This is a genomic window from Streptomyces sp. NPDC023527 (assembly GCF_055560115.1).
Genome location: NZ_JBVHJJ010000005.1, coordinates 127,969 through 152,253, shown reverse-complemented (window position 1 = coordinate 152,253; position 24,285 = coordinate 127,969). Strand labels below are relative to the sequence as shown.

The 24,285-nt window shown below is 71.9% G+C and carries 25 protein-coding genes; 18 read left to right on the top strand and 7 right to left on the bottom strand.

The window, feature by feature from the left end; genetic code table 11:
- Window positions 1-48 precede the first annotated feature (48 nt).
- A complete protein-coding gene (locus tag ACZ303_RS11775; RefSeq protein ID WP_467337690.1) occupies window positions 49-261 on the bottom strand; it encodes a hypothetical protein in 213 nt (70 codons plus the stop codon).
- A 91-nt stretch (window positions 262-352) separates the two neighbouring features.
- The gene (locus ACZ303_RS11770; protein WP_467337688.1) at window positions 353-1,216 is read right to left on the bottom strand and encodes an SCO6745 family protein; all 864 of its coding nucleotides are present in this window, start codon (window positions 1,214-1,216) and stop codon (window positions 353-355) included.
- Between the two features lie 134 nt (window positions 1,217-1,350).
- On the opposite strand from ACZ303_RS11770, the gene ACZ303_RS11765 reads away from it, so the two are divergent.
- The 3 genes from ACZ303_RS11765 (at window position 1,351) to ACZ303_RS11755 (ending at window position 3,787) form a co-directional block, all read left to right on the top strand.
- The gene (locus ACZ303_RS11765) at window positions 1,351-2,325 is read left to right on the top strand and encodes a GlxA family transcriptional regulator (protein ID WP_467338198.1); all 975 of its coding nucleotides are present in this window, start codon (window positions 1,351-1,353) and stop codon (window positions 2,323-2,325) included.
- A 58-nt stretch (window positions 2,326-2,383) separates the two neighbouring features.
- Window positions 2,384-3,010, top strand: a complete 627-nt coding sequence (locus ACZ303_RS11760; protein WP_467337686.1) for a DJ-1/PfpI family protein — start codon at window positions 2,384-2,386, stop codon at window positions 3,008-3,010.
- 78 nt (window positions 3,011-3,088) lie between these two features.
- Window positions 3,089-3,787, top strand: coding sequence for an ester cyclase (locus ACZ303_RS11755; RefSeq protein ID WP_467337684.1), 699 nt, complete (start codon window positions 3,089-3,091; stop codon window positions 3,785-3,787).
- A gap of 51 nt (window positions 3,788-3,838) precedes the next feature.
- Here ACZ303_RS11755 and ACZ303_RS11750 read toward each other — a convergent pair whose 3' ends face one another.
- Both ACZ303_RS11750 and ACZ303_RS11745 read right to left on the bottom strand, forming a co-directional pair.
- Complete coding sequence (locus tag ACZ303_RS11750) at window positions 3,839-4,210, bottom strand: cupin domain-containing protein (protein WP_467337682.1); 372 nt, start codon at window positions 4,208-4,210, stop codon at window positions 3,839-3,841.
- A 79-nt stretch (window positions 4,211-4,289) separates the two neighbouring features.
- Window positions 4,290-5,042, bottom strand: coding sequence for an enoyl-CoA hydratase/isomerase family protein (locus ACZ303_RS11745; RefSeq protein ID WP_467337680.1), 753 nt, complete (start codon window positions 5,040-5,042; stop codon window positions 4,290-4,292).
- Between the two features lie 74 nt (window positions 5,043-5,116).
- On the opposite strand from ACZ303_RS11745, the gene ACZ303_RS11740 reads away from it, so the two are divergent.
- Window positions 5,117-5,779 carry an HdeD family acid-resistance protein gene (locus ACZ303_RS11740; protein ID WP_467337678.1) on the top strand — a complete coding sequence of 221 codons (663 nt, stop codon included), beginning with the start codon at window positions 5,117-5,119 and terminating at the stop codon, window positions 5,777-5,779.
- 127 nt (window positions 5,780-5,906) lie between these two features.
- Window positions 5,907-6,434: an ATP-binding protein gene (locus tag ACZ303_RS11735; RefSeq protein WP_467337676.1), complete on the top strand. Its 528-nt coding sequence runs from the start codon at window positions 5,907-5,909 to the stop codon at window positions 6,432-6,434.
- On the opposite strand, the gene idi is transcribed toward ACZ303_RS11735, so the two are convergent.
- The 3 genes from idi to galE form a co-directional block, all read right to left on the bottom strand.
- Complete coding sequence (gene idi, locus ACZ303_RS11730; RefSeq protein ID WP_467337674.1) at window positions 6,409-7,020, bottom strand: isopentenyl-diphosphate Delta-isomerase; 612 nt, start codon at window positions 7,018-7,020, stop codon at window positions 6,409-6,411. The two genes, ACZ303_RS11735 and idi, sit on opposite strands and share 26 nt — an antisense overlap.
- Before the next feature lie 56 nt (window positions 7,021-7,076).
- On the bottom strand, window positions 7,077-8,024 hold the full coding sequence (locus ACZ303_RS11725; protein ID WP_467337672.1) for a cation diffusion facilitator family transporter: 948 nt from the start codon (window positions 8,022-8,024) through the stop codon (window positions 7,077-7,079).
- 142 nt (window positions 8,025-8,166) lie between these two features.
- On the bottom strand, window positions 8,167-9,153 hold the full coding sequence (gene galE, locus ACZ303_RS11720; protein WP_467337670.1) for a UDP-glucose 4-epimerase GalE: 987 nt from the start codon (window positions 9,151-9,153) through the stop codon (window positions 8,167-8,169).
- Window positions 9,154-9,441: 288 nt separating this feature from the next.
- On the opposite strand from galE, the gene ACZ303_RS11715 reads away from it, so the two are divergent.
- The 13 genes from ACZ303_RS11715 (at window position 9,442) to ACZ303_RS11655 (ending at window position 24,283) form a co-directional block, all read left to right on the top strand.
- Window positions 9,442-11,271 (top strand): DUF5941 domain-containing protein, encoded by a 1,830-nt coding sequence (locus ACZ303_RS11715; protein WP_467338196.1) that lies wholly within the window; start codon window positions 9,442-9,444, stop codon window positions 11,269-11,271.
- Entirely contained in the window at window positions 11,268-12,005 is a 738-nt protein-coding gene (locus ACZ303_RS11710; protein ID WP_467337668.1) for a phosphocholine cytidylyltransferase family protein, read from the top strand. Before ACZ303_RS11715 ends, ACZ303_RS11710 begins: the two co-directional genes overlap by 4 nt.
- On the top strand, window positions 11,993-13,054 hold the full coding sequence (locus tag ACZ303_RS11705) for an iron-containing alcohol dehydrogenase family protein (protein WP_467337666.1): 1,062 nt from the start codon (window positions 11,993-11,995) through the stop codon (window positions 13,052-13,054). The genes ACZ303_RS11710 and ACZ303_RS11705 overlap by 13 nt, the downstream gene beginning before the upstream one ends.
- Window positions 13,032-13,817 (top strand): CDP-alcohol phosphatidyltransferase family protein, encoded by a 786-nt coding sequence (locus ACZ303_RS11700; RefSeq protein ID WP_467337665.1) that lies wholly within the window; start codon window positions 13,032-13,034, stop codon window positions 13,815-13,817. Before ACZ303_RS11705 ends, ACZ303_RS11700 begins: the two co-directional genes overlap by 23 nt.
- Complete coding sequence (locus ACZ303_RS11695) at window positions 13,814-14,710, top strand: glycosyltransferase family 2 protein (RefSeq protein WP_467337663.1); 897 nt, start codon at window positions 13,814-13,816, stop codon at window positions 14,708-14,710. The genes ACZ303_RS11700 and ACZ303_RS11695 overlap by 4 nt, the downstream gene beginning before the upstream one ends.
- Before the next feature lie 78 nt (window positions 14,711-14,788).
- Complete coding sequence (locus tag ACZ303_RS11690; RefSeq protein ID WP_467337661.1) at window positions 14,789-15,724, top strand: ABC transporter permease; 936 nt, start codon at window positions 14,789-14,791, stop codon at window positions 15,722-15,724.
- Window positions 15,717-16,508 carry an ABC transporter ATP-binding protein gene (locus tag ACZ303_RS11685; protein WP_467337659.1) on the top strand — a complete coding sequence of 264 codons (792 nt, stop codon included), beginning with the start codon at window positions 15,717-15,719 and terminating at the stop codon, window positions 16,506-16,508. Before ACZ303_RS11690 ends, ACZ303_RS11685 begins: the two co-directional genes overlap by 8 nt.
- Before the next feature lie 447 nt (window positions 16,509-16,955).
- Window positions 16,956-17,864, top strand: a complete 909-nt coding sequence (hpnC, locus tag ACZ303_RS11680) for a squalene synthase HpnC (protein WP_467337657.1) — start codon at window positions 16,956-16,958, stop codon at window positions 17,862-17,864.
- A complete protein-coding gene (hpnD, locus tag ACZ303_RS11675) occupies window positions 17,861-18,811 on the top strand; it encodes a presqualene diphosphate synthase HpnD (protein WP_467337655.1) in 951 nt (316 codons plus the stop codon). Before hpnC ends, hpnD begins: the two co-directional genes overlap by 4 nt.
- Window positions 18,812-18,902: 91 nt before the next feature.
- Entirely contained in the window at window positions 18,903-20,372 is a 1,470-nt protein-coding gene (gene hpnE / locus ACZ303_RS11670; protein ID WP_467337653.1) for a hydroxysqualene dehydroxylase HpnE, read from the top strand.
- A 71-nt stretch (window positions 20,373-20,443) separates the two neighbouring features.
- Window positions 20,444-21,508, top strand: a complete 1,065-nt coding sequence (locus ACZ303_RS11665; protein WP_467337651.1) for a polyprenyl synthetase family protein — start codon at window positions 20,444-20,446, stop codon at window positions 21,506-21,508.
- Window positions 21,509-21,623: 115 nt separating this feature from the next.
- On the top strand, window positions 21,624-23,630 hold the full coding sequence (shc, locus tag ACZ303_RS11660; RefSeq protein ID WP_467337649.1) for a squalene--hopene cyclase: 2,007 nt from the start codon (window positions 21,624-21,626) through the stop codon (window positions 23,628-23,630).
- The gene (locus ACZ303_RS11655; protein ID WP_467337647.1) at window positions 23,630-24,283 is read left to right on the top strand and encodes a phosphorylase family protein; all 654 of its coding nucleotides are present in this window, start codon (window positions 23,630-23,632) and stop codon (window positions 24,281-24,283) included. The genes shc and ACZ303_RS11655 overlap by 1 nt, the downstream gene beginning before the upstream one ends.
- Window positions 24,284-24,285 lie beyond the last annotated feature (2 nt).

Below are 24,285 nucleotides of genomic sequence, written 5' to 3'. Positions count from 1 at the left end.
GGTGCGGCCGGGATCGCCGTGGACGGCCGTCTCACCCGGGCGGCCCTCTCACGAGGACGCCCCTCGCTTGAGGGACGCGCTCGCGAACCCCAGCACCACACCCACGGCTATGAGCACGATGTTCGTGTAGATCTCATAGCCGCCCGGACTCAGGAACCGCAGGAACCCGAACAGGCGGAACCCGCCGAACCACTCGTGCAGCAGCCCGTTGATGCCACCGACGGTCAGGACGAAACCGAGAAACCCGAGCAGACTCTTCATGCTTCGAGGCTAGAGAGCGCGGGTCGGCCCCGTAATCCACCTTTGGGAGCCGGTCCGCCGACCAAAGTATGAGCGCGGATCGCCGAGAGGCTCAGCCCTTGCCGAAGAGGTCCGCCGGGAACGCGCCCGCCTCCAGCGCCGCCGTCGTGAAGCCGGTGGCCAGCTCGGTGAGCCGTGCGACGCCCGCGGCCCCCAGGTGCTCGTACGGCGCGGTGTCCAGGCGGTCCGTCTCGTTCTCCAGCTCCTTGCGCAGCTCGGTGCCCGCTTCCGTCAGCTCCCCGTCCGCGTCCAGCAGCCCCCGCTCCCGCAGCCGGTCCTTCCCCGCGCCGAGCTCCTCCTCACTCCAGCCGCGCGTGGCGAGCAGCCACTTCGTGGTGAAGCCGCGCCCGCTCGCCTGGTGGCTGATGAGCGCCTCCAACGGGTCGAGCCCGGCGTCCACCAGGACCATCAGGTGGCCGTCGCCGCGGTGTTCGCGCAGCAGCGTGGCGCCGTGCCAGAAAGCCAGGTGCGGCGCCTCGGGCACGGGCAGGTCGGCGTGCGCGGCGTAGAGGGGGCGCGCGGCGCGGGTGCACGCCTCGGCGGCGCGCAGGGCGAGCTCGGCGGCCTCGGCCATCTCCGGGGAGTCGACGGTCTTGTCGCCGAGCAGCCGGCGCAGGGTGGCGTCGCAGGCGCGCAGCCGGGCGTCGAGGACCTCCTGCGGGGAGGCGACGTCCCAGGCGGCCGGGATGTGCCGGGCCACCAGCTCGTGCTTGAAGTTGAAGAACGTCGCGGTGACCGTGCCCGCGCCGACCCGGCCCAACGCGGCCGCCCGCGTGGCGAAATAGGCGGCGCTGCGGTCCTCGAGACCGAGCCTCGCCAGCTCCTGGCGGTAGTCGGGGGAGAAGTACAGCGTCGAGTGCAGGGGGTTGATGACGTTGTGGCAGCGGCGTCCGGCGCGCGGAGGGAGAGTGGTCATACCCGCACGCTACCGACTGGTCGGTACGGCGGGGAAGGGGGTGGGTGGTAGCCCGGACAAGGAGCGAACCGATGGCAGGAAAGGTGGGATTCCTGTCATTGCGGCCATGGGCGGAGGCGACCAGCATGGTGGCCATGACGCACCGCCGCACCGTGCTGATCATCCTTTACGAGGGTGTCCAGAGCCTCGATGTCACCGGCCCGCTCGAAGTCTTCGCCGACGCGGCCAACGCCGGAGCCCCGGACGCCTATCAGGTGCGCACCGCCACCCTCGACGGCGAGCCCGTCCGCACCAGCAGCGGCCTGCGCCTGATGCCCGACGCGGCGCTCGACGACACGACCGCCACCCCGCACACCCTCCTCGTCCCGGGCGGCAACAGCACCCACCGCCCCGACCCCCGGCTCGTCGCCTGGCTGCGCGAGCACGCGCCGCGCGCCGAGCGGGTGGTCTCCGTGTGCACCGGATCGTTCCTGCTCGCCGAGGCCGGCCTGCTCGACGGCCGCCGCGCCACCACCCACTGGGCGTTCTGCGCCTCGCTCGCCGCGCGGTTCCCCACCGTACGGGTCGAACCGGAGCCCATCTACGTACGCGACGGCCGCATCGCCACGTCCGCCGGCGTCACCGCGGGCATCGACCTCGCGCTCGCCCTGGTCGAGGAGGACCTGGGCCGGGAACCGGCCCTCACCATCGCCCGCCACCTCGTCGTCTTCCTGCGCCGGCCCGGCAACCAGGCCCAGTTCAGCACCCAGCTAGCGGCCCAGACCGCACAGCGCCCACCGCTGCGCGACGTCCAGCACTGGATCGCCCAGAACCCCGGCGCGGACCTGTCCGTGGAGGCCCTCGCGTCCCGCGCGAACCTCTCGCCCCGGCACTTCGCCCGCGCCTTCCTCGGCGAGGTCGGCATGACGCCGGGCCGCTACGTCGACCGCGTCCGGGTGGAGGCCGCGCGCCGGCTGCTGGAGGACACCACCGACAGCGTCGAGGGGATCTCCCGCACCTGCGGTTACGGAACCCCGGAGGCCATGCGCCGCGCGTTCGTCCGCGCCCTTGACGTCGCGCCCACCGAGTACCGCCGCCGCTTCCATCCCTTGCCCCTGCCCACCGCCTGACCGCCTCACCACCGCCCGACCGCCGGCCCCGCACCGCCGACCATTCTCAGGGACCACCATGCAGATCGCCGTCCTGCTCTACCCCGGGTTCACCGCCCTCGACGCCATCGGCCCCTTCGACACGCTCAGCCCCCTGCCCGGCGCCGAGACGGTGCTGGTCGCCGAGCGCCCCGGCCCCGTACGCAACGAGACCGGCAACCTCGCGCTCGTCGCGGACGCCTCCCTCGACGAGGTCACCCGCCCCGACATCGTCGTCGTCCCCGGCGGTGCCGACACCAGCGGCCCCAGGCGGCCGGGGCCCCTCCAGGAGTGGCTCAGGGCCGTGGACCGGGTGACGACATGGACCACCTCCGTCTGCACCGGCTCGCTGATCCTCGCCTCCGCCGGCCTGCTCGCGGGCCGCCGCGCCACCTGCCACTGGCTGGCCCTGGAAGAACTCGCCTCCCACGGCGTCGAACCGACGGGCGAGCGGGTCGTCACCGACGGCAAGTACGTCACCGCCGCCGGGGTGTCCTCGGGCATCGACATGGGGCTCACCCTCGCGGGCCGGATCGCCGGTGACCGGACCGCGCAGTCCATCCAGCTGCTCATCGAGTACGACCCGCAGCCGCCCTACGACGCGGGCTCCCCGCGGAAGGCTCCCGCCGACCTCGTCGCCGAATGGCGGAGGAAGACCCTGGTCTGAGCGGGCCCCGGGCGAGGTCCGGTACGGGGGTCCGGACCTTGCCGGGGACTAAAATGGGCCATGTCTCTGGGAGGCGTCATGGCATTCGTACAGCTTGTGGACTGCAAGACCCGTAGATACGACGACATGAACCGTCTGATGGACCAGTGGCTCGAACTGACCGAGGGCAAGCGCACCGCCACCCATTCGGTCATCGCCCGGGACCGCTCCGACAGCGACCACTATGTGGAGATCATCGAGTTCCCCTCGTACGAGGAGGCCATGAAGAACTCGAATCTGCCGGAGACGAACCGCGTCTTCGAGGAAATGGTGGCCCTCTGCGACGGCATGCCCACCTTCACCGACCTCGAAGTGCTCCGCGACGAGCAGGTCGACAAGGCCACGGCCCGCCGGTTCTTCGAGGAGGTCGCCGAAGGGGGCGACCTCGACCTGATCGACGAGCTGCTCACCGAGGACTACCGCGACCACGACGTCGGCAAGGAGAAGGGCACCGTCGTCGGACACGCGGCCATGAAGGAGGACGTCGCGGCCTGGCGCACGGGGTTCGACTTCTCCTTCGCGCTCCACGACCAGCTGGCCGAGGGCGACCGCGTCGTCAACCACTGGTCCTGGCGGGGCACCCACCACGGCCATTTCATGGGCATCGCGCCCACCGGCCGACAGGTGGAGATGGAAGGCGTGACCATCTTCCGCTGCCACGAGGGCAGGATCCAGGAGGGCTGGTGGATCTACAACATGCTGAGCGTGCTGCGCGGACTCGGCGCGGTCCGGCTGTAGACCAGGTGGTACAGCTGGAATCCAGCTGTACCACGCGACGGAAGGCGGGCGTCAGGCCGCGCCCGCCTGGGCCTTGACGTGGCCGATCACTTCTTCCCACTTCTCCGTCGGCGAGAAGTCCAGCAGTACGCTGTCCTCCAGCGCCTCGGGGGCGTGGCCCGGCGCGAGATAACACGCCTGCCCCGCCTCGTAGATGTCCGCGCCCTGCTTCGTCCGGACCTTCAGCCGGCCCGAGAGCAGGTAACCCCAGTGCGGGCACTGGCACAGATCGTCGGGCAGGCCCTTGAGCGCCGGACCGAGGTCGGTGCCCTGGGCGAACTGCAGGAAGGCGACGGACATGCCACCGCCTATCTCCTTCGCGCGCACCTCCACGCCATCGCCCTCGAAGGTGACGGGTGCGTCCTTTTGAGTCGTTCCGGTCATGACAGCTCCTTGAGCGAACGGATCGTCTCTCCTTCCACCTTCCTCCTCTCCGCCCCCGCTGTCCTGCCGGGCCGGACGATCACCGGACCGTCCACGCGAACCGCGGCTCCCTGCGCTCCAGAAAGGCCGCGACCCCCTCTGCGGTGTCGCCGCTGCCGCGCGCCTGCTCCGCCCAGTGGGCGAGCCGGTCCGCGGCCACCGGGCCGGCGGCGAACTCCTTGGCCGCCGCCTGCGTGAGCTGCGACCGGGAGGCGAGCACCCGGGCGAACTCCGCCACCCGCTTGTCCAGCGCGTCCGCCGGCCACACCTCGTCCACCAGGCCCGTGCGCAGCGCCCGCTCGGCGTCGATCAACTCGGCCGAGAACAGCAAGTACTTGGCCGCCGACGGGCCGATCAGGTCGACGAGGCGCCGGGTGGACGACGCCCCGTAGACGATGCCCAGCCGCGCGGGCGTCACCCCGAACGACGCGTCCTCGGCGGCGAACCGCAGATCGCAGGCGGCGGCGAGCTGGCAGCCACCGCCCACGCAGTGACCGCGCACGGCCGCGATCGTCGGCTTGGGAAAGGCGGCGAGGGCCTCCTCGGCCGCGATCGCCAGATCCCGGGAGGTCTCCGCGCCGTCGGTGAGCGAGGAGATGTCCGCGCCCGCGCAGAACGTGCCGCCCTCCCCGGTCAGGACGAGCACCCGGACCGCCGGATCCGCGGCACAGCGCTCCAGCAGCGGCGGCAGCGCCCGCCACATGTCCGTGGTCATGGCATTGCGCTTGGCGGAATGGGCAATACGGATGGTCGCGGTGGCGTCGGTGAGGTCCAGATGCAGTGCGGGCTCCATGGCCGGATGCTATCCGGGGCGGGTTTCCATGATCCGCCCTACGATCGAACGGGGGGCGCGACGAGGAGGCGCTCATGACCAGGGGCAAGGCGCGGGAACGGTCGGCGCGGGGCACGACCCGGCCGGGGTCGGCGCACGGCCGCAGGCTCAGCCGCGGTTTCGGCGTGCTGGCGCTGCTCGGCGCGGTCCTGGTGCTCGCGGGGCTGGTCGGGCTCGCCTACGCCGGATTCGCGACGCTCACCACGATGATCCTCTTCGGCTGGCTGCTGCTGATCGGCGGGCTCGTCGGCCTGCTGCACGCGGTCCAGTCGAGGGACACCAACTTCTTCTGGCTCGGCGTGGTGGTCGCGGCGCTCAACATGGCCGCCGGTGTGGTGGTGATCCGCCGGCCCGAGGGCGCCGCCGAGGCCCTGACGATGTTCGCGGCCCTGCTCTTCCTCACCGGTGGCGTCTTCCGGCTGGTGGGCAGCCTGGTGGTGCGCGGCCCGCAGTTCGGCTGGACGCTGGTGCAGGGTGCGTTCGGGCTGCTGCTGGGCATCCTCGTCCTGGGCGACTGGCCGCACAGCAGCCTCTACGTCATCGGCACGTTCATCTCCCTCGCCCTGCTCTTCGACGGGCTCGGTCTGATCGCGCTGGGTGTCGGAGGCAGGCAGGTCGTCGGCATGCTGACGGAGGATGATATTCCAGCCCGTTCAGCGAACAACGAACAGGGCGGCCAGGAACAGTCGCGTGAGTGACCGTGGCATACGCACGCGATCAAATACCGTCGATAGGCGCTGACTTCTGTTCAGCTTGCCGGTGCGGACCCTCACGTTCCCAACACTCAAGGGTGCGGTCGACCAGGGTGAGGGGTTGGTATCGGACATGGACATCCTCGGGAGCGTTCCGCCCGAACCCGGGCAGGCCCCGCCCGCCCGCAGACCGATCGAGTTCGACGGTGCCTGGCGGTTCACGGCTCCCGCGCTCGACTCCTCCGTACCCCAGGCCCGACACGCGGTCCGCGACCTGCTCCGGCACCAGCGGGTGGCCCTGCGCGACGACCTGCTGCACGGGCTGCTGCTGATCGTCTCCGAACTGGTCACCAATGCCGTCCGGCACGCGGCCCTGCTCTCGCCGGAGGTCTCCGTGGAGGTCTCCCTCGGCCCGGAGTGGGTGCGGGTGGCCGTCGAGGACGACCACCCCTACCGTCCCAAGCCCCTGGAGGCGGGCGAGGACCAGATCGGCGGCCGGGGGCTGCTGCTGGTCAAGGCCATCTCGGACGAGGCCGGCGGCCTGTGCGACGTGGAGCACACCGCCGGTGGCGGCAAGGTGGTCTGGGCCGCCCTGCCGCTCGGTACGTCCCGTACGGGTGCCCGGCCGGCCGGCCCTACCAGCCCGCCGCGTCCCCGGTGATCTCCCGCACCACGGGCCGGGCGGTGTCCAGCACGTCCATGAACCACGCCGAGAAGGCGAACTTCTCCCGCAGCGCGTCGAGCTCGGCCGGGGTCACGAAGGCCGTCTCCTCGATCTCCTCCGGGTTCGGGCGCAGCTCGGCCCCGACCGTCCCGACGAAGAGGTGGTTGTACTCCTGCTCGACCAGGCCCGAGGCCGGATCGGGGTGGTTGTAGCGCACCGTGCCGGCCTCGCGCATCAGCGTGGGCGCGGCCCCCAGCTCCTCACCCGTGCGACGGGCGGCCGCGACGAAGGGCGGCTCGCCCGGATAGGGGTGGCCGCAGCAGGTGTTCGACCAGACGCCGGGGGAGTGGTACTTCCCCAGCGCCCGGCGCTGCAGCAGCAGCCTGCCGCTGTCGTCGAAGAGGAAGACCGAGAAGGCCCGGTGCAGCTTGCCGGGGGCGATGTGGGCGGAGAGCTTCTCGGCGGTGCCGATGGTTCTGCCGGTCTCGTCGACCAGTTCCAGCATGATCGGTTCGGCTGTGCCGCCGGAGTCGGGGACCGCCGCGTCGTCGGTGGTGAGGCCCTTGGCTGGTGTGATCGGCATTGACCATCCTCGTTGTCGGTCGTCGACCTTCAAGTCTGCCGTACGGGCGTCCGGCGTCAATGACAGAGTCGCGCCTCGTGCTGCGCATGGCCACCGGGCTCCAGCTGGAAGGTGCAGTGCTCCACATCGAAGTGCTCGCCGAGGCAGCCCTGCAGGTCGTGGAGCATTTTCTCGTGTCCCACCGAGTCCAGCGCGGCATGATCGACGACCACATGGGCCGACAGCACCGGCATTCCGGATGTGATCGTCCACACATGGAGGTCGTGCAGATCCTCCACGCCGGGCAGCGCCATGATGTGTGACCGGATCTCGTCTATGTCGACATTCTTCGGCGCCGCCTCCAGCAGGATGTCCAGCGCCTCCCGCAGCAGCTTGAAGGTCCGCGGCACGATCATCAGCCCGATCACCAGCGAGGCCACCGGGTCCGCCTGGGTCCAGCCCGTGGCCATGATCACCAGGGCCGAGACCACCACCGCCAGCGAGCCGAGCGCGTCCGAGAGAACCTCCAGGAACGCCCCGCGCACATTGAGGCTCTCCTTCTGGCCGCGCATCAGCAGCCCCAGGGAGATCAGATTGGCGACCACGCCGACCAGACCGAAAACCACCGTCGTGCCGCCCGGCACCTCGGTGGGGTTCGCCAGCCGGTCGATCGCCTCGACGAGGATGAAGCCGCCCACGCCCAGCAGCAGCAGACAGTTCAGCAGCGCCGCCAGGATCTCGGCGCGCGCGTAGCCGTACGTACGACGACCGCTGGACGGTTTGTTGGCGAAGTGGATCGCCACCAGCGCCATGCCCACCCCGACGGCGTCCGTCGCCATGTGCCCGGCGTCCGCGAGCAGCGCCAGCGAACCGGTCAGCGCGCTGCCCACGATCTCCGCCACCAGCACGGTGAGGGTGATCCCCAGGGCGATCCGCAACCGCCCCCGGTAGGCGGCGGCAGCGGTACCGCTCGAACCCGGCGGCGGCCCCCCGTGCGAGTGGCCGTGGTCGTGCCCTGCGCCCATGAATGCCGCCTCCCGTACGTGCCCCCTCGGCCGGCGGATGCCTGCCGAGGACCCAGTGAACTACGGGTGGGGGGTATCGGGCAACGCGGCACTGAACACCGTTGTCATATGCTCTGACCTGCGGCGATGCCCACCGCGCTGATCAGCGACGACGTGCTTCGGGGTGGTGGTGGCACCACCCCTCCCAGGCCGAAGTGACCATGCCGCGCACGTCGTGCGCCGGGCTCCAGCCCAACTCCTTCGCGATCCGTTCGTTCGACGCCACGACACGCGCCGGATCACCCGGACGGCGTGGCTCGACGACGGGCGCGGGCTCGTGGTGCCCGGTGATCTCGGCGATCAGGTCCGCCATCTCGCGGACCGACACGCCCTGCCCGGTGCCGACGTTCAGCGTCAGATCGCCCGCGCCGGGCCGCTCGGCGAGCCGGCGCGCGGCCGCCAGGTGCGCGGTGGCCAGGTCCTCGATGTGGATGTAGTCCCGCACGCAGGTGCCGTCGGGGGTGGCGTAGTCGTCCCCGAAGACGCGCGGGCTCTCACCGCGCGTCAGCCGGTCGAACATCATCGGGATGATGTTGTAGACCCCGGTGTCGGCCAGCGCCGGCGCCGCGGCCCCCGCCACATTGAAGTAGCGCAGACAGGCCGTGGAGATCCCGTACGCGGCGCCGGTGGCGCGAACCAGCCACTCACCGGCCAGCTTCGTCTCGCCGTACGGGTTCATCGGCAGGCACGGGGTGTCCTCCGTGACCAGATCGACGTCCGGCATGCCGTAGACCGCGGCCGAGGAGGAGAAGACGAAGCTCCCGATCCCCGCGGCGACGACCGCCTCCAGCAGGACCGTCAGGCCGTGCACGTTCTCCCGGTAGTAGAGCAGCGGCTTCTCGACCGACTCCCCGACCTGCTTCTTCGCCGCCAGATGCACCACGCCCGTGACGCCCAGCTCGGCGAACGTACGGTCGAGCAGCTCGCGGTCCCGGACCGAGCCGCGCACGAGCGGGCACTCCTTCGGCAGCCTCCCGGCCACGCCGCTGGACAGGTCGTCCAGCACGGCGACCCGCTCCCCGGCGTCCACCATCGCCCGCGCCACATGCGCCCCGATGTATCCGGCCCCACCTGTGATCAGCCACGTCATGACGGCACCCTAATCCAGCCGACGTAAGGGCTCCGTTCCGTTCACTCCCATACGCCCGGAAGTGCGCCCGGAACGGTGCCCGGAACCTCCCGGGGGGCCCGTGCGTCCTGTCAGTGACGGGAAGCGGGGGTGCACGTGCGGTGAACGGCGCCTTCCGGTGATCCGATAGCCTCTGCCGACGTGTCCGCACGCCGCCCGCCGTCGAGGCCGGGGCGTGCCACCACGCCCGCTGCCCGGACGCCCCGCGGACCCGAGGCGGCCGCATCCGCTTCCAAGGAGTGAGTTCGTCTGTCGACCGCCATCGTCACCGGTACGCCGCCCGTCGGCTCCTCCCTGGAGGGCGACCTGCGGTCCCTGGGCTTCGACGTGCGGGTGGCGGCCGACGCCACCGCCACCGCGACGGCCCTGGCCGCCGTGCCCGCGGCCGAGCGGGTCGCGCTCGTCGACGCCCGCTTCGTCGGCCACCTCCACGCCCTGCGGCTGGCCCTCACCGACCCGCGCTTCCCCGCGGCCGCCGTCGAGGGGGCGCTCACGGCGCAGCCCGAGGCGCGCGGTGCCCTGACGCGCGCGGTCACCGCGGTGACGGCCGGCGGCCGGACGCCGGACGCCACGGCGCCCGGAGCCCCCGCGAGCCTGCCGGACGCCCTCGGCGTGGCGCTGGAGGCCGACGGCGTCGCCCCGCACCGCCCCGACCTGGGCGTGCTCGTCGCCGCCGTGCCCGACGACCCCGAGGCCCGCGCCAAGACGCGGGCCGAGGTCGAGGCCGTCGACGACGAGGCCGTACGGCTGCGCACCGCCGTGAAGTCCCGCGACGGGTTCTTCACCACCTTCTTCATCAGCCCGTACTCCCGCTACCTCGCCCGCTGGTGCGCCCGCCGGGGCCTCACCCCCAACCAGGTGACCACCGCCTCACTGCTCACCGCGCTGATCGCGGCCGGCTGCGCGGCGACCGGCACCCGGCCCGGCTTCGTCGCGGCCGGCGCGCTGCTGCTCTTCTCCTTCGTGCTGGACTGCACCGACGGGCAGCTCGCCCGTTACTCCCTGCAGTACTCCACGCTCGGCGCCTGGCTCGACGCGACCTTCGACCGCGCCAAGGAGTACGCCTACTACGCGGGCCTCGCCATCGGCGCGGCCCACGGCGGCGGACACGATGACGTCTGGGCGCTCGCGCTCGGCGCGATGGTCCTCCAGACCTGTCGGCACGTCGTCGACTTCTCCTTCAACGAGGCGAACCACGACGCCGCGGCCAATACGAGCCCCACCGCCGCCCTCTCCGACCGGCTCGACAGCGTCGGCTGGACCGTCTGGGTCCGCCGCATGATCGTGCTGCCCATCGGCGAGCGCTGGGCGATGATCGCCGTCCTCACCGCGCTCACCACGCCCCGCATCGTCTTCTACGCGCTGCTCGTCGGCTGCGCGCTGGCCGCCTGCTACACCACCGCCGGCCGCGTCCTGCGCTCCCTGACGCGCAAGGCCCGCCGCACCGACCGCGCCGCCCGGGCGCTGGCCGACCTCGCCGACTCGGGGCCGATCGCGGAGACCGTGAGCCGGACCCTGGGCCACGCGGTGCCCGCGAGCTCCTACAGCGCCCCCTTCTGGGCCCTGCTGGCCGCCGCCTCGCTGCTCGTGGGCCCGCTCCTCGCGGACAACGGCGGCACCTGGCGGTCCGTCCTCCAGGCCGGCGTGTACGCCGTCTTCGCCGGTGTGGCCGTCGCACAGCCCCTCAAGGGCCCCCTCGACTGGCTCGTGCCCCCGCTCTTCCGCGCGGCCGAGTACGGCATCATCCTCACCCTCGCCGCGCGCTCCGGGGTGGACGGCGCCCTTCCTGCGGCTTTCGGCCTGGTGGCCGCGGTCGCCTACCATCACTACGACACGGTGTACCGCATCCGCGGCGGCACCGGCGCGCCCCCGCACTGGCTGGTGCGGGCGATCGGCGGACACGAGGGACGGGTCCTGGCGGTCACGACCGCCGCCGCCCTGTGGCATGACCAAGGTTTCACCATCGCGCTGACGGTCCTCGCGGCCGCCCTCGCGATCGCGGTGCTCATCGAGAGCATCCGCTTCTGGGTGTCCTCCGGGGCGCCCGCAGTACACGACGAAACAGGAGAACCCGCATGATCGGCCTCGTGCTGGCCGCCGGCGCCGGACGGCGTCTGCGTCCCTACACCGACACTCTGCCCAAGGCCCTGGTGCCGGTGGACGGTGACACCACCATCCTCGACCTCACCCTGGCCAACTTCGCCGAGATCGGTCTGACCGAGGTCGCGATCATCGTGGGCTACCGCAAGGAGGCCGTGTACGCGCGCAAGGAGGCCCTCGAGGCCAAGTACGGCCTGCGCATCACGCTGATCGACAACGACAAGGCCGAGGAGTGGAACAACGCCTACTCCCTGTGGTGCGGTCGTGACGCGCTCAAGCACGATGTGATCCTCGCCAACGGCGACACCGTGCACCCGGTCTCCGTCGAGAAGACCCTGCTCGCCGCCCGCGGCAACGGCCAGAAGATCATCCTCGCCCTCGACACGGTGAAGCAGCTCGCCGACGAGGAGATGAAGGTCGTCGTGGACCCCGACAAGGGCGTCCAGCGCATCACCAAGCTGATGGACCCGGCCGAGGCCACCGGTGAGTACATCGGTGTCACCCTGATCGAGGGCGAGGCCGCCGCCGACCTGGCGGACGCCCTCAAGGTCACCTTCGAGCGCGACCCCGACCTCTACTACGAGGACGGCTACCAGGAGCTCGTCAACCGCGGCTTCAAGATCGACGTGGCGCCCATCGGCGATGTCCAGTGGGTCGAGATCGACAACCACGACGACCTCGCCAAGGGCCGGGGGATCGCGTGCCAGTACTGACGAGGCTCATCCCCTCGCCGGTCGTCGTCGACATCCGGGCCGGAGCGCTGGACGATCTGGCGAAGATCCTCGCCGATCAGCGGATCTCCAGCTCCGGCAAGCTGGCCGTCGCCATCAGCGGCGGCTCCGGGGCGGTGCTGCGCGAGCGGCTCGCCCCGGCGCTGCCCGGCGCCTCCTGGTACGAGGTCGGCGGCGGCACCCTCGACGACGCCATCAAGCTCGGCGACGCCATGAAGAAGGGGCACTACGACGCGGTCGTGGGCCTCGGCGGCGGCAAGATCATCGACTGTGCGAAGTACGCCGCCGCACGGATCGGACTGCCGCTGGTGGCCGTCGCGACGAACCTGTCGCACGACGGGCTGTGCTCGCCGGTCGCCACGCTCGACAACGACGCCGGCCGCGGCTCGTACGGGGTGCCCAACCCCATCGCCGTGGTCATCGACCTCGACGTCATCCGCGAGGCCCCCGTCCGCTTCGTCCGCTCCGGCATCGGCGACGCGATCTCCAACATCTCCTCCGTCGCGGACTGGGAGCTCTCCCACCGCGAGACGGGCGAGTCGATCGACGGCCTGGCCGCCGCCATGGCCCGCCAGGCCGGCGAGGCCGTGCTGCGCCACCCGGGCGGCGTCGGCGACGACGGCTTCCTCCAGGTGCTGGCCGAGGGCCTGGTCCTCACCGGCATCTCAATGTCGGTGGCCGGCGACAGCCGCCCCGCCTCCGGCGCCTGCCACGAGATCAACCACGCCTTCGACCTGCTCTACCCCAAGCGCTCCGCCAGCCATGGCGAGCAGTGCGGCCTCGGCGCCGCCTTCGCGATGCACCTGCGCGGCGCCCGCGAGGAGTCCGCGCTGATGGTCGAGGTGCTGCGGCGCCACGGCCTGCCGGTGCTGCCGCAGGAGATCGGCTTCAGCGCCGAGGAGTTCGTCAAGGCGGTCGAGTACGCCCCGCGGACCCGCCCCGGGCGCTACACGATCCTGGAGCACCTCGACCTCTCCACCGACCAGATCAGGGACGCTTACGCCGACTATGCCAAAACCGTCACTAGCTGAACTCCGTCCGGTCGTACACCCCGGCGGGCTCAAGGACCGGCGCAGCGGTGAGCACTGGGCCGGGCGCATCTACATGCGGGAGATCTCGCTGCGGTGCACCCGGGTCCTGGTGAACACCCGGCTCTCGCCCAACGGCTACACCGGCCTGATGATCCTCGCCGGGATCGCGGCGGGCGCGGCACTGCTGGTGCCGGGCCTGACCGGAGCGATCCTCGGCGCCCTGCTCATCCAGCTCTACCTGCTGCTGGACTGCGTGGACGGCGAGCTCGCCCGCTGGCGCAAGGTCACCTCGACCACCGGGGTCTACCTCGACCGGGTCGGCCACTACCTCTCCGAGGCCGCCCTCCTGGTGGGCTTCGGCGTCCGCGCCGCGGACGTCTTCCACCGCGACGGCGCGTCCACGCAGTGGCAGTGGGCGCTCCTGGGCACGGTGGCCGCGCTCGGCGCGATCCTGATCAAGGCCGAGACGGACCTGGTCGACGTCGCCCGCGCCCGCAGCGGCATGGCGGCGGTGGAGGACTCCGCGGCCACCCCCCGCTCCTCGGGCATGGCCCTGGCCCGCAAGGCCGCGGCCGCGCTGAAGTTCCACCGGCTGGTCGGCGGCGTCGAGGCGTCGCTGGTGATCCTGGTGGCCGGGATCGCCGACGCGGTCCACGGCGATCTGCTCTTCACCCGGATCGCGGTGGTCGCCCTGGCCGCCATCGCCGTACTGCAGACTGTGCTGCATCTCGTGTCCATCCTCGCTTCGAGCAGGCTCAAATGAGTGCTCCCTCCATGAAGCTCGGCGCGGTCGTCCTCACCATGGGCAACCGCCCCGCGGAGCTGCGCGCGCTGCTGGAATCGGTCGCCAAGCAGGACGGCGACCCGATCGAGGTCGTCGTCGTCGGCAACGGCTCCCCGCTGCCCCCGCTGTCCGTGCCGGGCCTGACCGTACGGACCGTCGAGCTGTCCGAGAACGTCGGCATCCCGGCCGGCCGCAACGTCGGCATCGAGGCGTTCGGCCCCGCCGGCCGCGACGTCGACGCGCTGCTCTTCCTCGACGACGACGGGCTGCTGCCGGGCCAGGACACGGCCGAGCTGTGCCGCCGGGCGTTCGCCGCCGACCCGAAGCTCGGCATCATCAGCTTCCGGATCGCCGACCCCGACACCGGGGTCACCCAGCGTCGCCACGTCCCGCGGCTGCGCGCCTCGGACCCGATGCGCTCCTCGCGGGTGACCACCTTCCTGGGCGGCGCCAACGCCGCCCGTACGAGGGTGTTCGCCGAGGTCGGCGGCCTGCCCGACGACTTCTTCTACGCGCACGAGGAGACCGACCTGGCCTGGCGGGCCCTCGACGCCGGCTGGATGATCGACTACCGGTCGGACATGGTCCTGCACCACCCGACCACGGCACCCAGCCGGCACGCCGTCTACCACCGCATGGTGGCCCGCAACCGCGTCTGGCTGGCCCGCCGCAACCTCCCCGCCCCGCTGGTCCCCGTCTACCTCGGGGTCTGGCTGCTGCTGACCCTGGTCCGGCGGCCCTCGCTGCCCGCGCTGCGGGCGTGGTTCGGCGGTTTCAAGGAGGGGTGGTCGACGCCCTGTGGTCCACGGCGCCCCATGAAGTGGCGTACCGTTTGGCGCCTGACCCGACTGGGTCGCCCTCCCGTGATCTGACAAGCTCGTGTCTGAGAGCATCGGGCGCGAACCGGGGCCACACCCCGGGAGCGCACCTTGAGGACGAAAGTGTCAACTGTGAGCGAGACAACGCACGACAGTGCGGTCGCCATGAGTGCCCCGCCATCACCCGACGACGGGCTCCCCGCCGCCGAGCTGGCCCAGAAGTACGGCCTCGCGGTGAGCGGTGCCCGGCCCCCGCTGGGGGAGTACGCCCGGCAGCTGTGGGCACGGCGGCACTTCATCCTCGCGTTCTCCCGGGCGAAGCTGGCCGCCCAGTACAGCAAGGCGAAGCTGGGCCAGGTCTGGCAGGTGGCCACGCCGCTGCTGAACGCGTCGGTGTACTTCCTCATCTTCGGCGTGCTGATGCAGCAGAGCAAGGGCCTGGGGATCAGGACGTACATCCCCTTCCTGGTGACGGGCATCTTCGTCTTCACCTTCACCCAGAGCTCGGCGATGGCGGGCGTGCGCGCCATCTCGGGCAATCTGGGGCTGGTGCGGGCCCTGCACTTCCCACGGGCCGCGCTGCCGATCTCCTTCGCCCTGCAGCAGCTCCAGCAGCTGCTGTACTCGATGGTGGTGCTCTTCCTCTTCCTGCTCGGCTTCGGGCACCTTCCCAAGCCGACCTGGCTGCTGATCGTCCCGGTGCTGGTGCTGCAGTTCTTCTTCAACACCGGTCTCGCGATGATCCTGGCCCGCGCGGGCAGCAAGACCCCGGACCTCGCACAGCTGCTGCCGTTCGTCACCCGCACCTGGATGTACGCGTCCGGCGTCATGTACAGCCTGGTCGACGCGCTGGACAAGGCGCACGCCCCCAAGTGGGTCGTCGACGTGCTGAGCGCCAACCCGGCCGCGGTCTACATCGACCTGATGCGCTGGTCGCTGATCGAGAACCACAGCAAGATCCACCTGCCGCCGCACGTCTGGTCCCTGGCCCTCGGCTGGGCGCTGGTCTTCGGCGTCGGAGGCTTCGTGTACTTCTGGAAGGCTGAGGAGCAGTACGGCCGTGGCTGATCAGAACACCACCGAGCAGGCGTCCGCGCGGGTGCCCACCGTGATCGCGGACGACGTCCACATCGTCTACCGCGTCTACGGCGGCAGCACCGGCCGCGGCAGCGCCACAGCGGCTCTCAACCGGCTCATCAAGCGCACGCCCGGCACCGGTGTCCGTGAGGTGCACGCCGTCAAGGGCGTCAGCTTCACCGCCTACCGCGGTGAGGCCATCGGCCTGATCGGCTCCAACGGCTCCGGCAAGTCGACCCTGCTCAAGGCCATCGCCGGGCTGCTGCCCGCCGAGCGCGGCAAGGTCTACACCGACGGCCAGCCCTCGCTGCTGGGCGTCAACGCCGCCATGATGAACGACCTCACGGGCGAGAAGAACGTGATGCTCGGCGGCCTGGCCATGGGCATGAGCCGCGAGCAGATCCGCGAGCGCTATCAGGAGATCGTCGACTTCTCGGGCATCAACGAGAAGGGCGACTTCATCACCCTGCCCATGCGCACGTACTCCTCCGGCATGGCGGCCCGGCTGCGGTTCTCCATCGCGGCGGCCAAGGACCACGACGTGCTGATGATCGACGAGGCGCTGGCCACCGGCGACCGGTCCTTCCAGAAGCGCTCGGAGGCCCGCATCCGCGAGCTGCGCAAGGAGGCGGGCACGGTCTTCCTCGTCAGCCACAACAACCGGTCCATCCGCGACACCTGCGACCGTGTGCTCTGGCTCGAACACGGCCGGCTGCTGATGGACGGCCCGACCGAGGAGGTCGTGCGGGCCTACGAGAAGGAAACGGCCCGCTAGGCCGGCCCTTCCGGGTTTCCCGGCCGGAAGCCGAGGCCCCCGCCGCGCCGAGCGGATGGGGGCCTTGACCTATCCGTAACGATCAACTCGCTTATTGGCAGGGCCGATTCGTCCCTCGCGTGGCATTGTATGGATCAAGCACCTACCCGGTCGCACGGCGCACAGCTGTACGGCGTACGCTGTACCGTGCTGATTTGTGCGGAAGCGGGGCGATACCGGTGTATCCCCGTCACCGGAGGCGGCCCCGCGGGGGCCGGGGAGAAGGGCTGAGGGCGCCTGGGGGGAGCAGGGGCGGCAGCGGGGCGCCCGCCCTGCGGCGTGTCCGAAATAGGATGTTCTGGGTCGGCAGTGTAGAACGGGAGATGTGACGGCAATGGCTACGGGAACTCTCCAGCTCCGAGGCGTTCACGCCGTCGCTGACCTCGTGATCCGTCCGGGCAGCCAGCGGTGACGGCGGGGACGGCCGCGCACGAGCGCGCCGTGCTCGACAAGGCCGCGCATGAGAACTTCCCCGTGGCCCCCTTCTTCGTGCCGCGCGCGTGGCGCGACGACCTCATGGCGATCTACGGCTACGCCCGCCTCGTCGACGACATCGGCGACGGCGACCTCGCCCCCGGCGGCCGCGACGCCGAGCTGCTGGGTCTGGACCGCGCCCAGGCCGACGACCGCCTGACCATGCTCGACGCGTTCGAGGCCGACCTGCTTCGGGTTTTCGACGTATCCGCCCGCTCCGGCACCGGCCCCCGCCACCCCCTGCTGCTGCGGCTGCGCCCGACCGTGCGGCGGTGCGGTCTGACCCCCGAGCCGTTCCTCGGGCTGATCGAGGCCAACCGCCAGGACCAGCGGGTGCGCCGCTATGCCACCTACGCGGACCTGCTCGCCTATTGTGAGCTGTCCGCCAACCCCGTCGGCCGCCTCGTCCTGGGCATCACCGGCACCGCCAGCCCCGAGCGGATCCGCCGCTCGGACGCGGTCTGCACCGCCCTGCAGATCGTCGAACACCTGCAGGACGTCGCCGAGGACCTCGGGCGCGACCGCGTCTATCTCCCGGCCGAGGACATGAAGCGCTTCCACGTCAGCGAGGCCGACCTGGCCCTCCCGACCAGCGGCGCGTCGTTGCGCGCCCTGGTCGCGTACGAGGCCGAACGCGCCGGAGAACTGCTGAATGAAGGCACCCCACTGGTGGGTAGCGTCCACGGCAGGTTGAAGCTGTTGCTCGCGGGGTTCGTGGGCGGGGGGAGAGCCGCGCTGCGCGCGGTCGCCGCCGCGGGACACGACGTACTGCCCGGACCGCCCAAGCCCACCAAGCTCAGCCTGCTGCGCGAGGTGGGAGCGACACTGCGAAGAGAGGGGTGAGCGGGACCGTGAACGGATCGCCAGACGCGTCCGCGCCGGTGCTCGCCGCGTACAGCTACTGCGAGGCGGTCACCGGTCAGCAGGCCGGTAACTTCAGCTACGGCATCAGACTCCTGCCGACCGCCAAGCGTCGCGCCATGTCGGCGCTGTACGCCTTCTCGCGGCGGGTCGACGACATCGGCGACGGACCACTGGACGCGGCCGCCAAGCAGCTGAGGCTGGAGGAGACCCGCGCGCTGCTCGCCCGGATCCGCGAGGGCGCGATCGAGGAGGACGACACCGACCCGGTGGCCGTCGCGCTCAGCCATGCCGCGCGCCGCTTCCCGATCCCGCTCGGCGGGCTCGACGAACTGATCGACGGCGTTCAGATGGATGTGCGGGGGGAGACCTACGAGACGTGGGACGACCTCGCCGTGTACTGCCGCTGCGTCGCGGGGGCCATCGGCCGGCTCTCGCTCGGGGTGTTCGGCACCGTGCCCGGCGCGCGTGACGCCGCGCGCGCCTCCGAGTACGCCGATACGCTCGGTCTCGCGCTGCAGCTCACCAACATCCTGCGCGACGTCCGCGAGGACGCGGCCAACGGCCGCACCTACCTCCCCTCCGACGACCTCGCCAAGTTCGGCTGCTCGGCCGGTTTCCACTCCTCCCGGCCCCCGGCCGGCGCGGACTTCACCGGCCTGATGCACTTCGAAGTCCGGCGCGCCCGCGCCCTGTTCGCCGAGGGCACCAAGCTCCTGCCCATGCTCGACCGGCGCAGCGGCGCCTGCGTCGCCGCCATGTCCGGCATCTACCGCAGGCTGCTGGACCGTATCGCCGAGGACCCCGAGGCGGTGCTGCGCGGCCGGGTCTCGCTCCCCGGGCGCGAGAAGATCTACGTCGCCGTGCGCGGCCTGTCCGGATTCGACGCCCGCAGCGTCCACCGGCGGACCGCCGGGGGGCGCGCTTGATCACCCGGACGCCCTGTACCCGGACGGGCAAGTGGTGTGCAACCCTCCGCCGGTGGCACACGTCACTGACAGCAGCCGAGGGGATGGGCGCATGACGACACCAGGCACGACGACGCGGCCCGAGCCGCGGCGCGCGGACGCGACGGACCGTCCCGTCGGCGCGGCCGCGGTCGTCGTCGGCGGTGGACTGGCCGGCATCACGGCCGCCCTCCAGCTCGCCGACGCCGGGCTGCGGGTCACCCTGATCGAGAGCCGGCCCCGGCTGGGCGGGCTCGCCTTCTCCTTCCGCCGCGGCGACCTCACCATCGACAACGGCCAGCACGTCTACCTCCGTTGCTGCACCGCCTACCAGTGGTTCCTCGACCGCGTCGACGCGGCCGAACTCGCCCCGCTGCAAAGCCGCCTGGACGTCCCCGTCCTCGACATCGGCCACCCCTCGGGCAAGCCGCGCCTGGGCCGGCTGCGCCGCACCGCGCTGCCCGTCCCGCTGCACCTGGCCGCCAGCCTCGCCACCTACCCCCACCTCTCGCTCGCCGAGCGCGCCAACGTCGGCCGCGCCGCGCTCGCCCTGCGCGGCCTCGACCTGGACGACCCGGCGCTGGACGACGAGGACTTCGCGAGCTGGCTGCACCGCCACGGTCAGTCCGACCGCACCGTCGAGGCGCTGTGGGACCTCGTCGGCGTCGCCACCCTCAACGCCACCGCCGACCGGTCCTCGCTGGGCCTGGCCGCCATGGTCTTCAAGACCGGCCTGCTCTCCGAGCCCGGCGCCGCCGACATCGGCTGGGCGCACGTACCTCTGGGCGAGCTGCACGACACCCGCGCCCGCGCCGCCCTCGACAAGGCCGGCGTACGCACCGAGCTGCGCACCCGCGTCACCCGCGTCACCCGGGGCGAGGCGGGCGGCTGGCACGTCGACACCGAGGCCGGACCGGGCTCCGCCGAGCGGCTCGACGCGGACACCGTCGTGCTCGCCACGGCCCAGCGCGAGACCCACGCCCTGCTGCCCGAGGGCGCCCTCGACGACCCCGACCGGCTGCTGGACATCGGCACCGCGCCGATCCTCAACCTCCACGTCGTATACGACCGCAAAGTCCTGCGCCGGCCGTTCTTCGCCGCGCTGGGCTCGCCCGTGCAGTGGGTCTTCGACCGCACCCACTCCTCCGGCCTCGCCGCCCGCGGCGGGCACGGAGCCGGCCCGCAGTATCTGGCCGTCTCCCAGTCGGCCGCGCACGACGACATCGACCGGCCCGTCGCCGAGCTGCGCGAGCGCTATCTTCCCGAGCTGGAACGGCTGCTGCCCGCCGCGCGCGGCGCCGAGGTGCGGGACTTCTTCGTGACCCGGGAGCGGACAGCGACGTTCGCCCCCACCCCGGGCGTCGGCCGGCTCCGGCCGTCCGCCCCCACCAACACGCCCGGCCTGTTCCTGGCCGGCGCGTGGACCGCCACCGGCTGGCCCGCGACCATGGAGGGCGCGGTGCGCAGCGGTGTCCACGCCGCCGGCGCGGCACTCTCCGAGCTCGGCCGACCGCATCACGACCCCCTGCGGGAGCCGGTATGACCGAGGCGAGCCATCAAGCGTCGCGTTCCCGCCACGGGGCGCGCACGAGCACGACCACCAGAGGAGAGACCGTGACTTCGGCGATCCCAGCTGTCGACACCGCAGGCGTCAACGCCCTGCTGGAGCGCGGACGGACGCTTGCCACGCCGGTGATGCGTGCCGCCGTGGACCGGCTCGCGCCGCCCATGAACACCGTCGCCGCCTACCACTTCGGCTGGATCGACGCCGAGGGCCGCCCCACGGACGGCGACAGCGGCAAGGCCGTACGCCCCGCCCTCGCCCTGCTCTCGGCCGAGGCCGCCGGCGCGCGGCCCGAGGTGGGCATCCCCGGCGCCGTCGCCGTGGAGCTCGTGCACAACTTCTCGCTGCTCCACGACGACCTCATGGACGGCGACGAGCAGCGCCGCCACCGCGACACGGTGTGGAAGGTCTACGGCCCCGAGCAGGCCATCCTCGTCGGCGACGCGCTGTTCGCCCTCGCGAACGAGATCCTGCTGGAGCTCGGCACGGTCGAGGCCGGCCGGGCGACCCGGCGACTGACCACCGCCACCCGCAAGCTGATCGACGGCCAGGCACAGGACATCTCCTACGAGCACCGCGAGCGGGTCACCGTCGAGGAGTGCCTGGAGATGGAGGGCAACAAGACGGGCGCGCTGCTCGCCTGCGCCGTCTCCATCGGCGCGGTCCTCGGCGGCGCCGACGACCGGACCGCCGACACCCTGGAGGCCTACGGCTACCACCTCGGCCTCGCCTTCCAGGCCGTCGACGACCTGCTGGGCATCTGGGGCGACCCCGAGGCCACCGGCAAGCAGACCTGGAGCGACCTGCGCCAGCGCAAGAAGTCCCTCCCCGTCGTCGCCGCCCTCGCCGCGGGCGGCGCAGCCTCCACCCGGCTGGCCGACATCCTCGCCGCCGACGCCAAGCTCAGCGACGCCCAGTCCGCCGACTTCGACGAGGAAGAATTCGCCAGCCGCGCGGCGTTGATCGAGGAGGCGGGCGGCCGGGAGTGGACCTCCCAGGAAGCCCGCCGCCAGCACGCCACCGCCATCGAAGCACTCGACCGAGTCGACATGCCCGCAGAGGTCCGAGCGCAATTGGTCGCGCTCGCCGACTTCGTCGTCGTACGAAAGAGATGATTCCCATTCACCCGATCTGACGGATCGTAGTCGCCGGCCGACGCCCTGACGGGAGCGTCGGCCGACGGAGCCCCCAGCACGGCAGAGAAGAAAGATCACTGCAAAAGGGGAAACCATGACAGCGACGACCGACGGAAGCGCCGAGGCCGGGCCGCCTCTCGCGACCGCGGCCCATGACAGCACCACCGTTACGCCCGAACCCCCGGCCGACGAGCCCGGCACGCCGCTCGCCGCCGCCGAGCGGGCCACCGCCCGCGCCGTCGAGCACCTCCTGTCCCGGCAGGACGCCGAGGGGTGGTGGAAGGGCGACCTGGAGACCAACGTCACCATGGACGCCGAGGACCTGATGCTCCGCCAGTTCCTGGGCATCCAGGACGAGCGGACCACCCGGGCGGCCGCTCTCTTCATCCGCTCCGAGCAGCGCCCCGACGGCACCTGGGCCACCTTCCGGGGCGGACCCCCCGAGCTCTCCGCGACCATCGAGGCCTACGTCGCCCTGCGGCTCGCCGGCGACACGCCCGAGGCCCCGCACATGGCCGCCGCCTCCGCCTGGGTCCGCGACCAGGGCGGCGTCGCCGCGGCCCGTGTCTTCACCCGGATCTGGCTCGCGCTCTTCGGCTGGTGGAAGTGGGACGACCTCCCCGAGCTGCCACCCGAGATCATGTACGTGCCCAAGTGGTTCCCCCTCAACATCTACGACTTCGGCTGCTGGGCGCGGCAGACCATCGTGCCGCTCACCGTCGTGTCGGCGAAGCGGCCCGTACGGCCCGCCCCCTTCGCCCTCGACGAGCTGCACACCGACCCGCGCCGCCCCGCTCCGCCGCGGCCCCTGGCCCCGGCCGCCAGCTGGGACGGCTTCTTCCAGCGCCTGGACAAGGCGCTCCGGCAGTACCGGAAATTCCCGCTCCGCGGGCTGCGCCGCACCGCGCTCAACGCCGCCGCCCGCTGGATCATCGAGCGCCAGGAGAACGACGGCTGCTGGGGCGGCATCCAGCCGCCCGCCGTCTATTCCGTCATCGCCCTGCACCTCCTCGGCTACGACCTCGACCACCCCGTGCTGCGCGCGGGCCTGGAGTCGCTGGACCGTTTCGCCGTCTGGCGCGAGGACGGTTCCCGGATGATCGAGGCCTGCCAGTCCCCGGTGTGGGACACCTGCCTCGCCACCATCGCGCTCGCCGACGCGGGCGTACGGCCCGACCACCCGGCGCTCGTCAAGGCCGTCGACTGGATGCTGGACGAGCAGATCCTGCGGCCCGGCGACTGGACCGTACGACGCCCCGAACTGCCCCCGGGCGGCTGGGCGTTCGAGTTCCACAACGACAACTACCCCGACATCGACGACACCGCCGAGGTCGTCCTCGCGCTCAAGCGCGTCGCGCACCCCGACCCCACCCGGGTCGAGGCGGCCGTCCAGCGCGCCGCACGCTGGACCCTCGGGATGCAGTCGAGCGACGGCGCCTGGGGTGCCTTCGACGCCGACAACACCAGCCCGCTGCCCAACCGGCTGCCGTTCTGCGACTTCGGCGAGGTCATCGACCCACCGTCCGCCGACGTCACCGCGCACGTGGTCGAGATGCTGGCGGTCCTCGGCAAGCAGCACGACCCGCGCACCCGGCGCGGCATCGAGTGGCTGCTCGCCGAACAGGAGGAGAACGGCGGCTGGTTCGGCCGCTGGGGCGTCAACTACGTCTACGGCACCGGCTCGGTGGTCCCCGCCCTCGTCGCCGCCGGGATCCCCGCCTCGCACCCGGCCGTCCGCCGGGCCGTGCGCTGGCTGGAGAGCGTCCAGAACGAGGACGGCGGCTGGGGCGAGGACCTGCGCTCCTACCGCCACCCCGAGTGGATCGGCCGCGGCACCTCCACCGCCTCCCAGACCGCCTGGGCCCTGATGGCCCTGCTCGCCGCCGGCGAGCGGGAGGGCAAGGCGGTCGAGCGCGGGGTGGCCTGGCTGGTGGACCGGCAGGCCGCGGACGGCTCCTGGGACGAACCGGAGTTCACGGGCACCGGCTTCCCCTGGGACTTCTCCATCAATTACCACCTCTACCGCCAGGTCTTCCCCGCCACCGCCCTCGGCCGCTACGTCCACGGCGAGCCCCTCGCCGCCGACCACCGGGAGGCGTGATGAACCACGGCACGGGGCCCGGGCCCGTACCGCCGCTGCTGATCGCCTGCGCGCTCGGCATCGAGCGCCTCGCCCTGCGCGGCGGCGGTCTCGGCGGTGCGGCCGGCCCCGTGACCGTGCTGCGCACCGGCATGGGCCCGCACGCCGCGGACCAGGCCGTGACCCGCGCGCTCGCCGACGGCGCGGCGATGCGCGACGCCGCTGTGATCGCCACCGGCTTCTGCGCCGGCCTGGCCCCGGGGATGCACCCCGGGGACCTGGTCGTCGCCGACGAGACCCGCGACCCGCGGGGCCGCACGGAGTGCGTCGGTGTGGAGCTGCTCGCCAAGGAGCTCGCCCGGGCGCTGCCCCGGCGCGTCATCCACACCGGCCCGCTGGTCGGCTCGGACCACGTCGTACGCGGCGCGGAGCGGTCGGCCCTGCACGCCGCGGGAGCACTCGCCGTCGACATGGAATCCGCGGCCACGCTCCGAAGCGCTGTCCGGGCGGGCCCACGCCCGGTTGCGGCCGTCCGAGTGGTCGTGGACGCTCCGGAACATGAACTCGTGCGAATCGGGACGTTGCGGGGTGGAATATCGGCCTTCCGGGTGCTCCGCACCGTCCTTCCGGCTTTTATCGAATGGCACCGATCTTTACTGCTCCCCAGGAGGTGAGC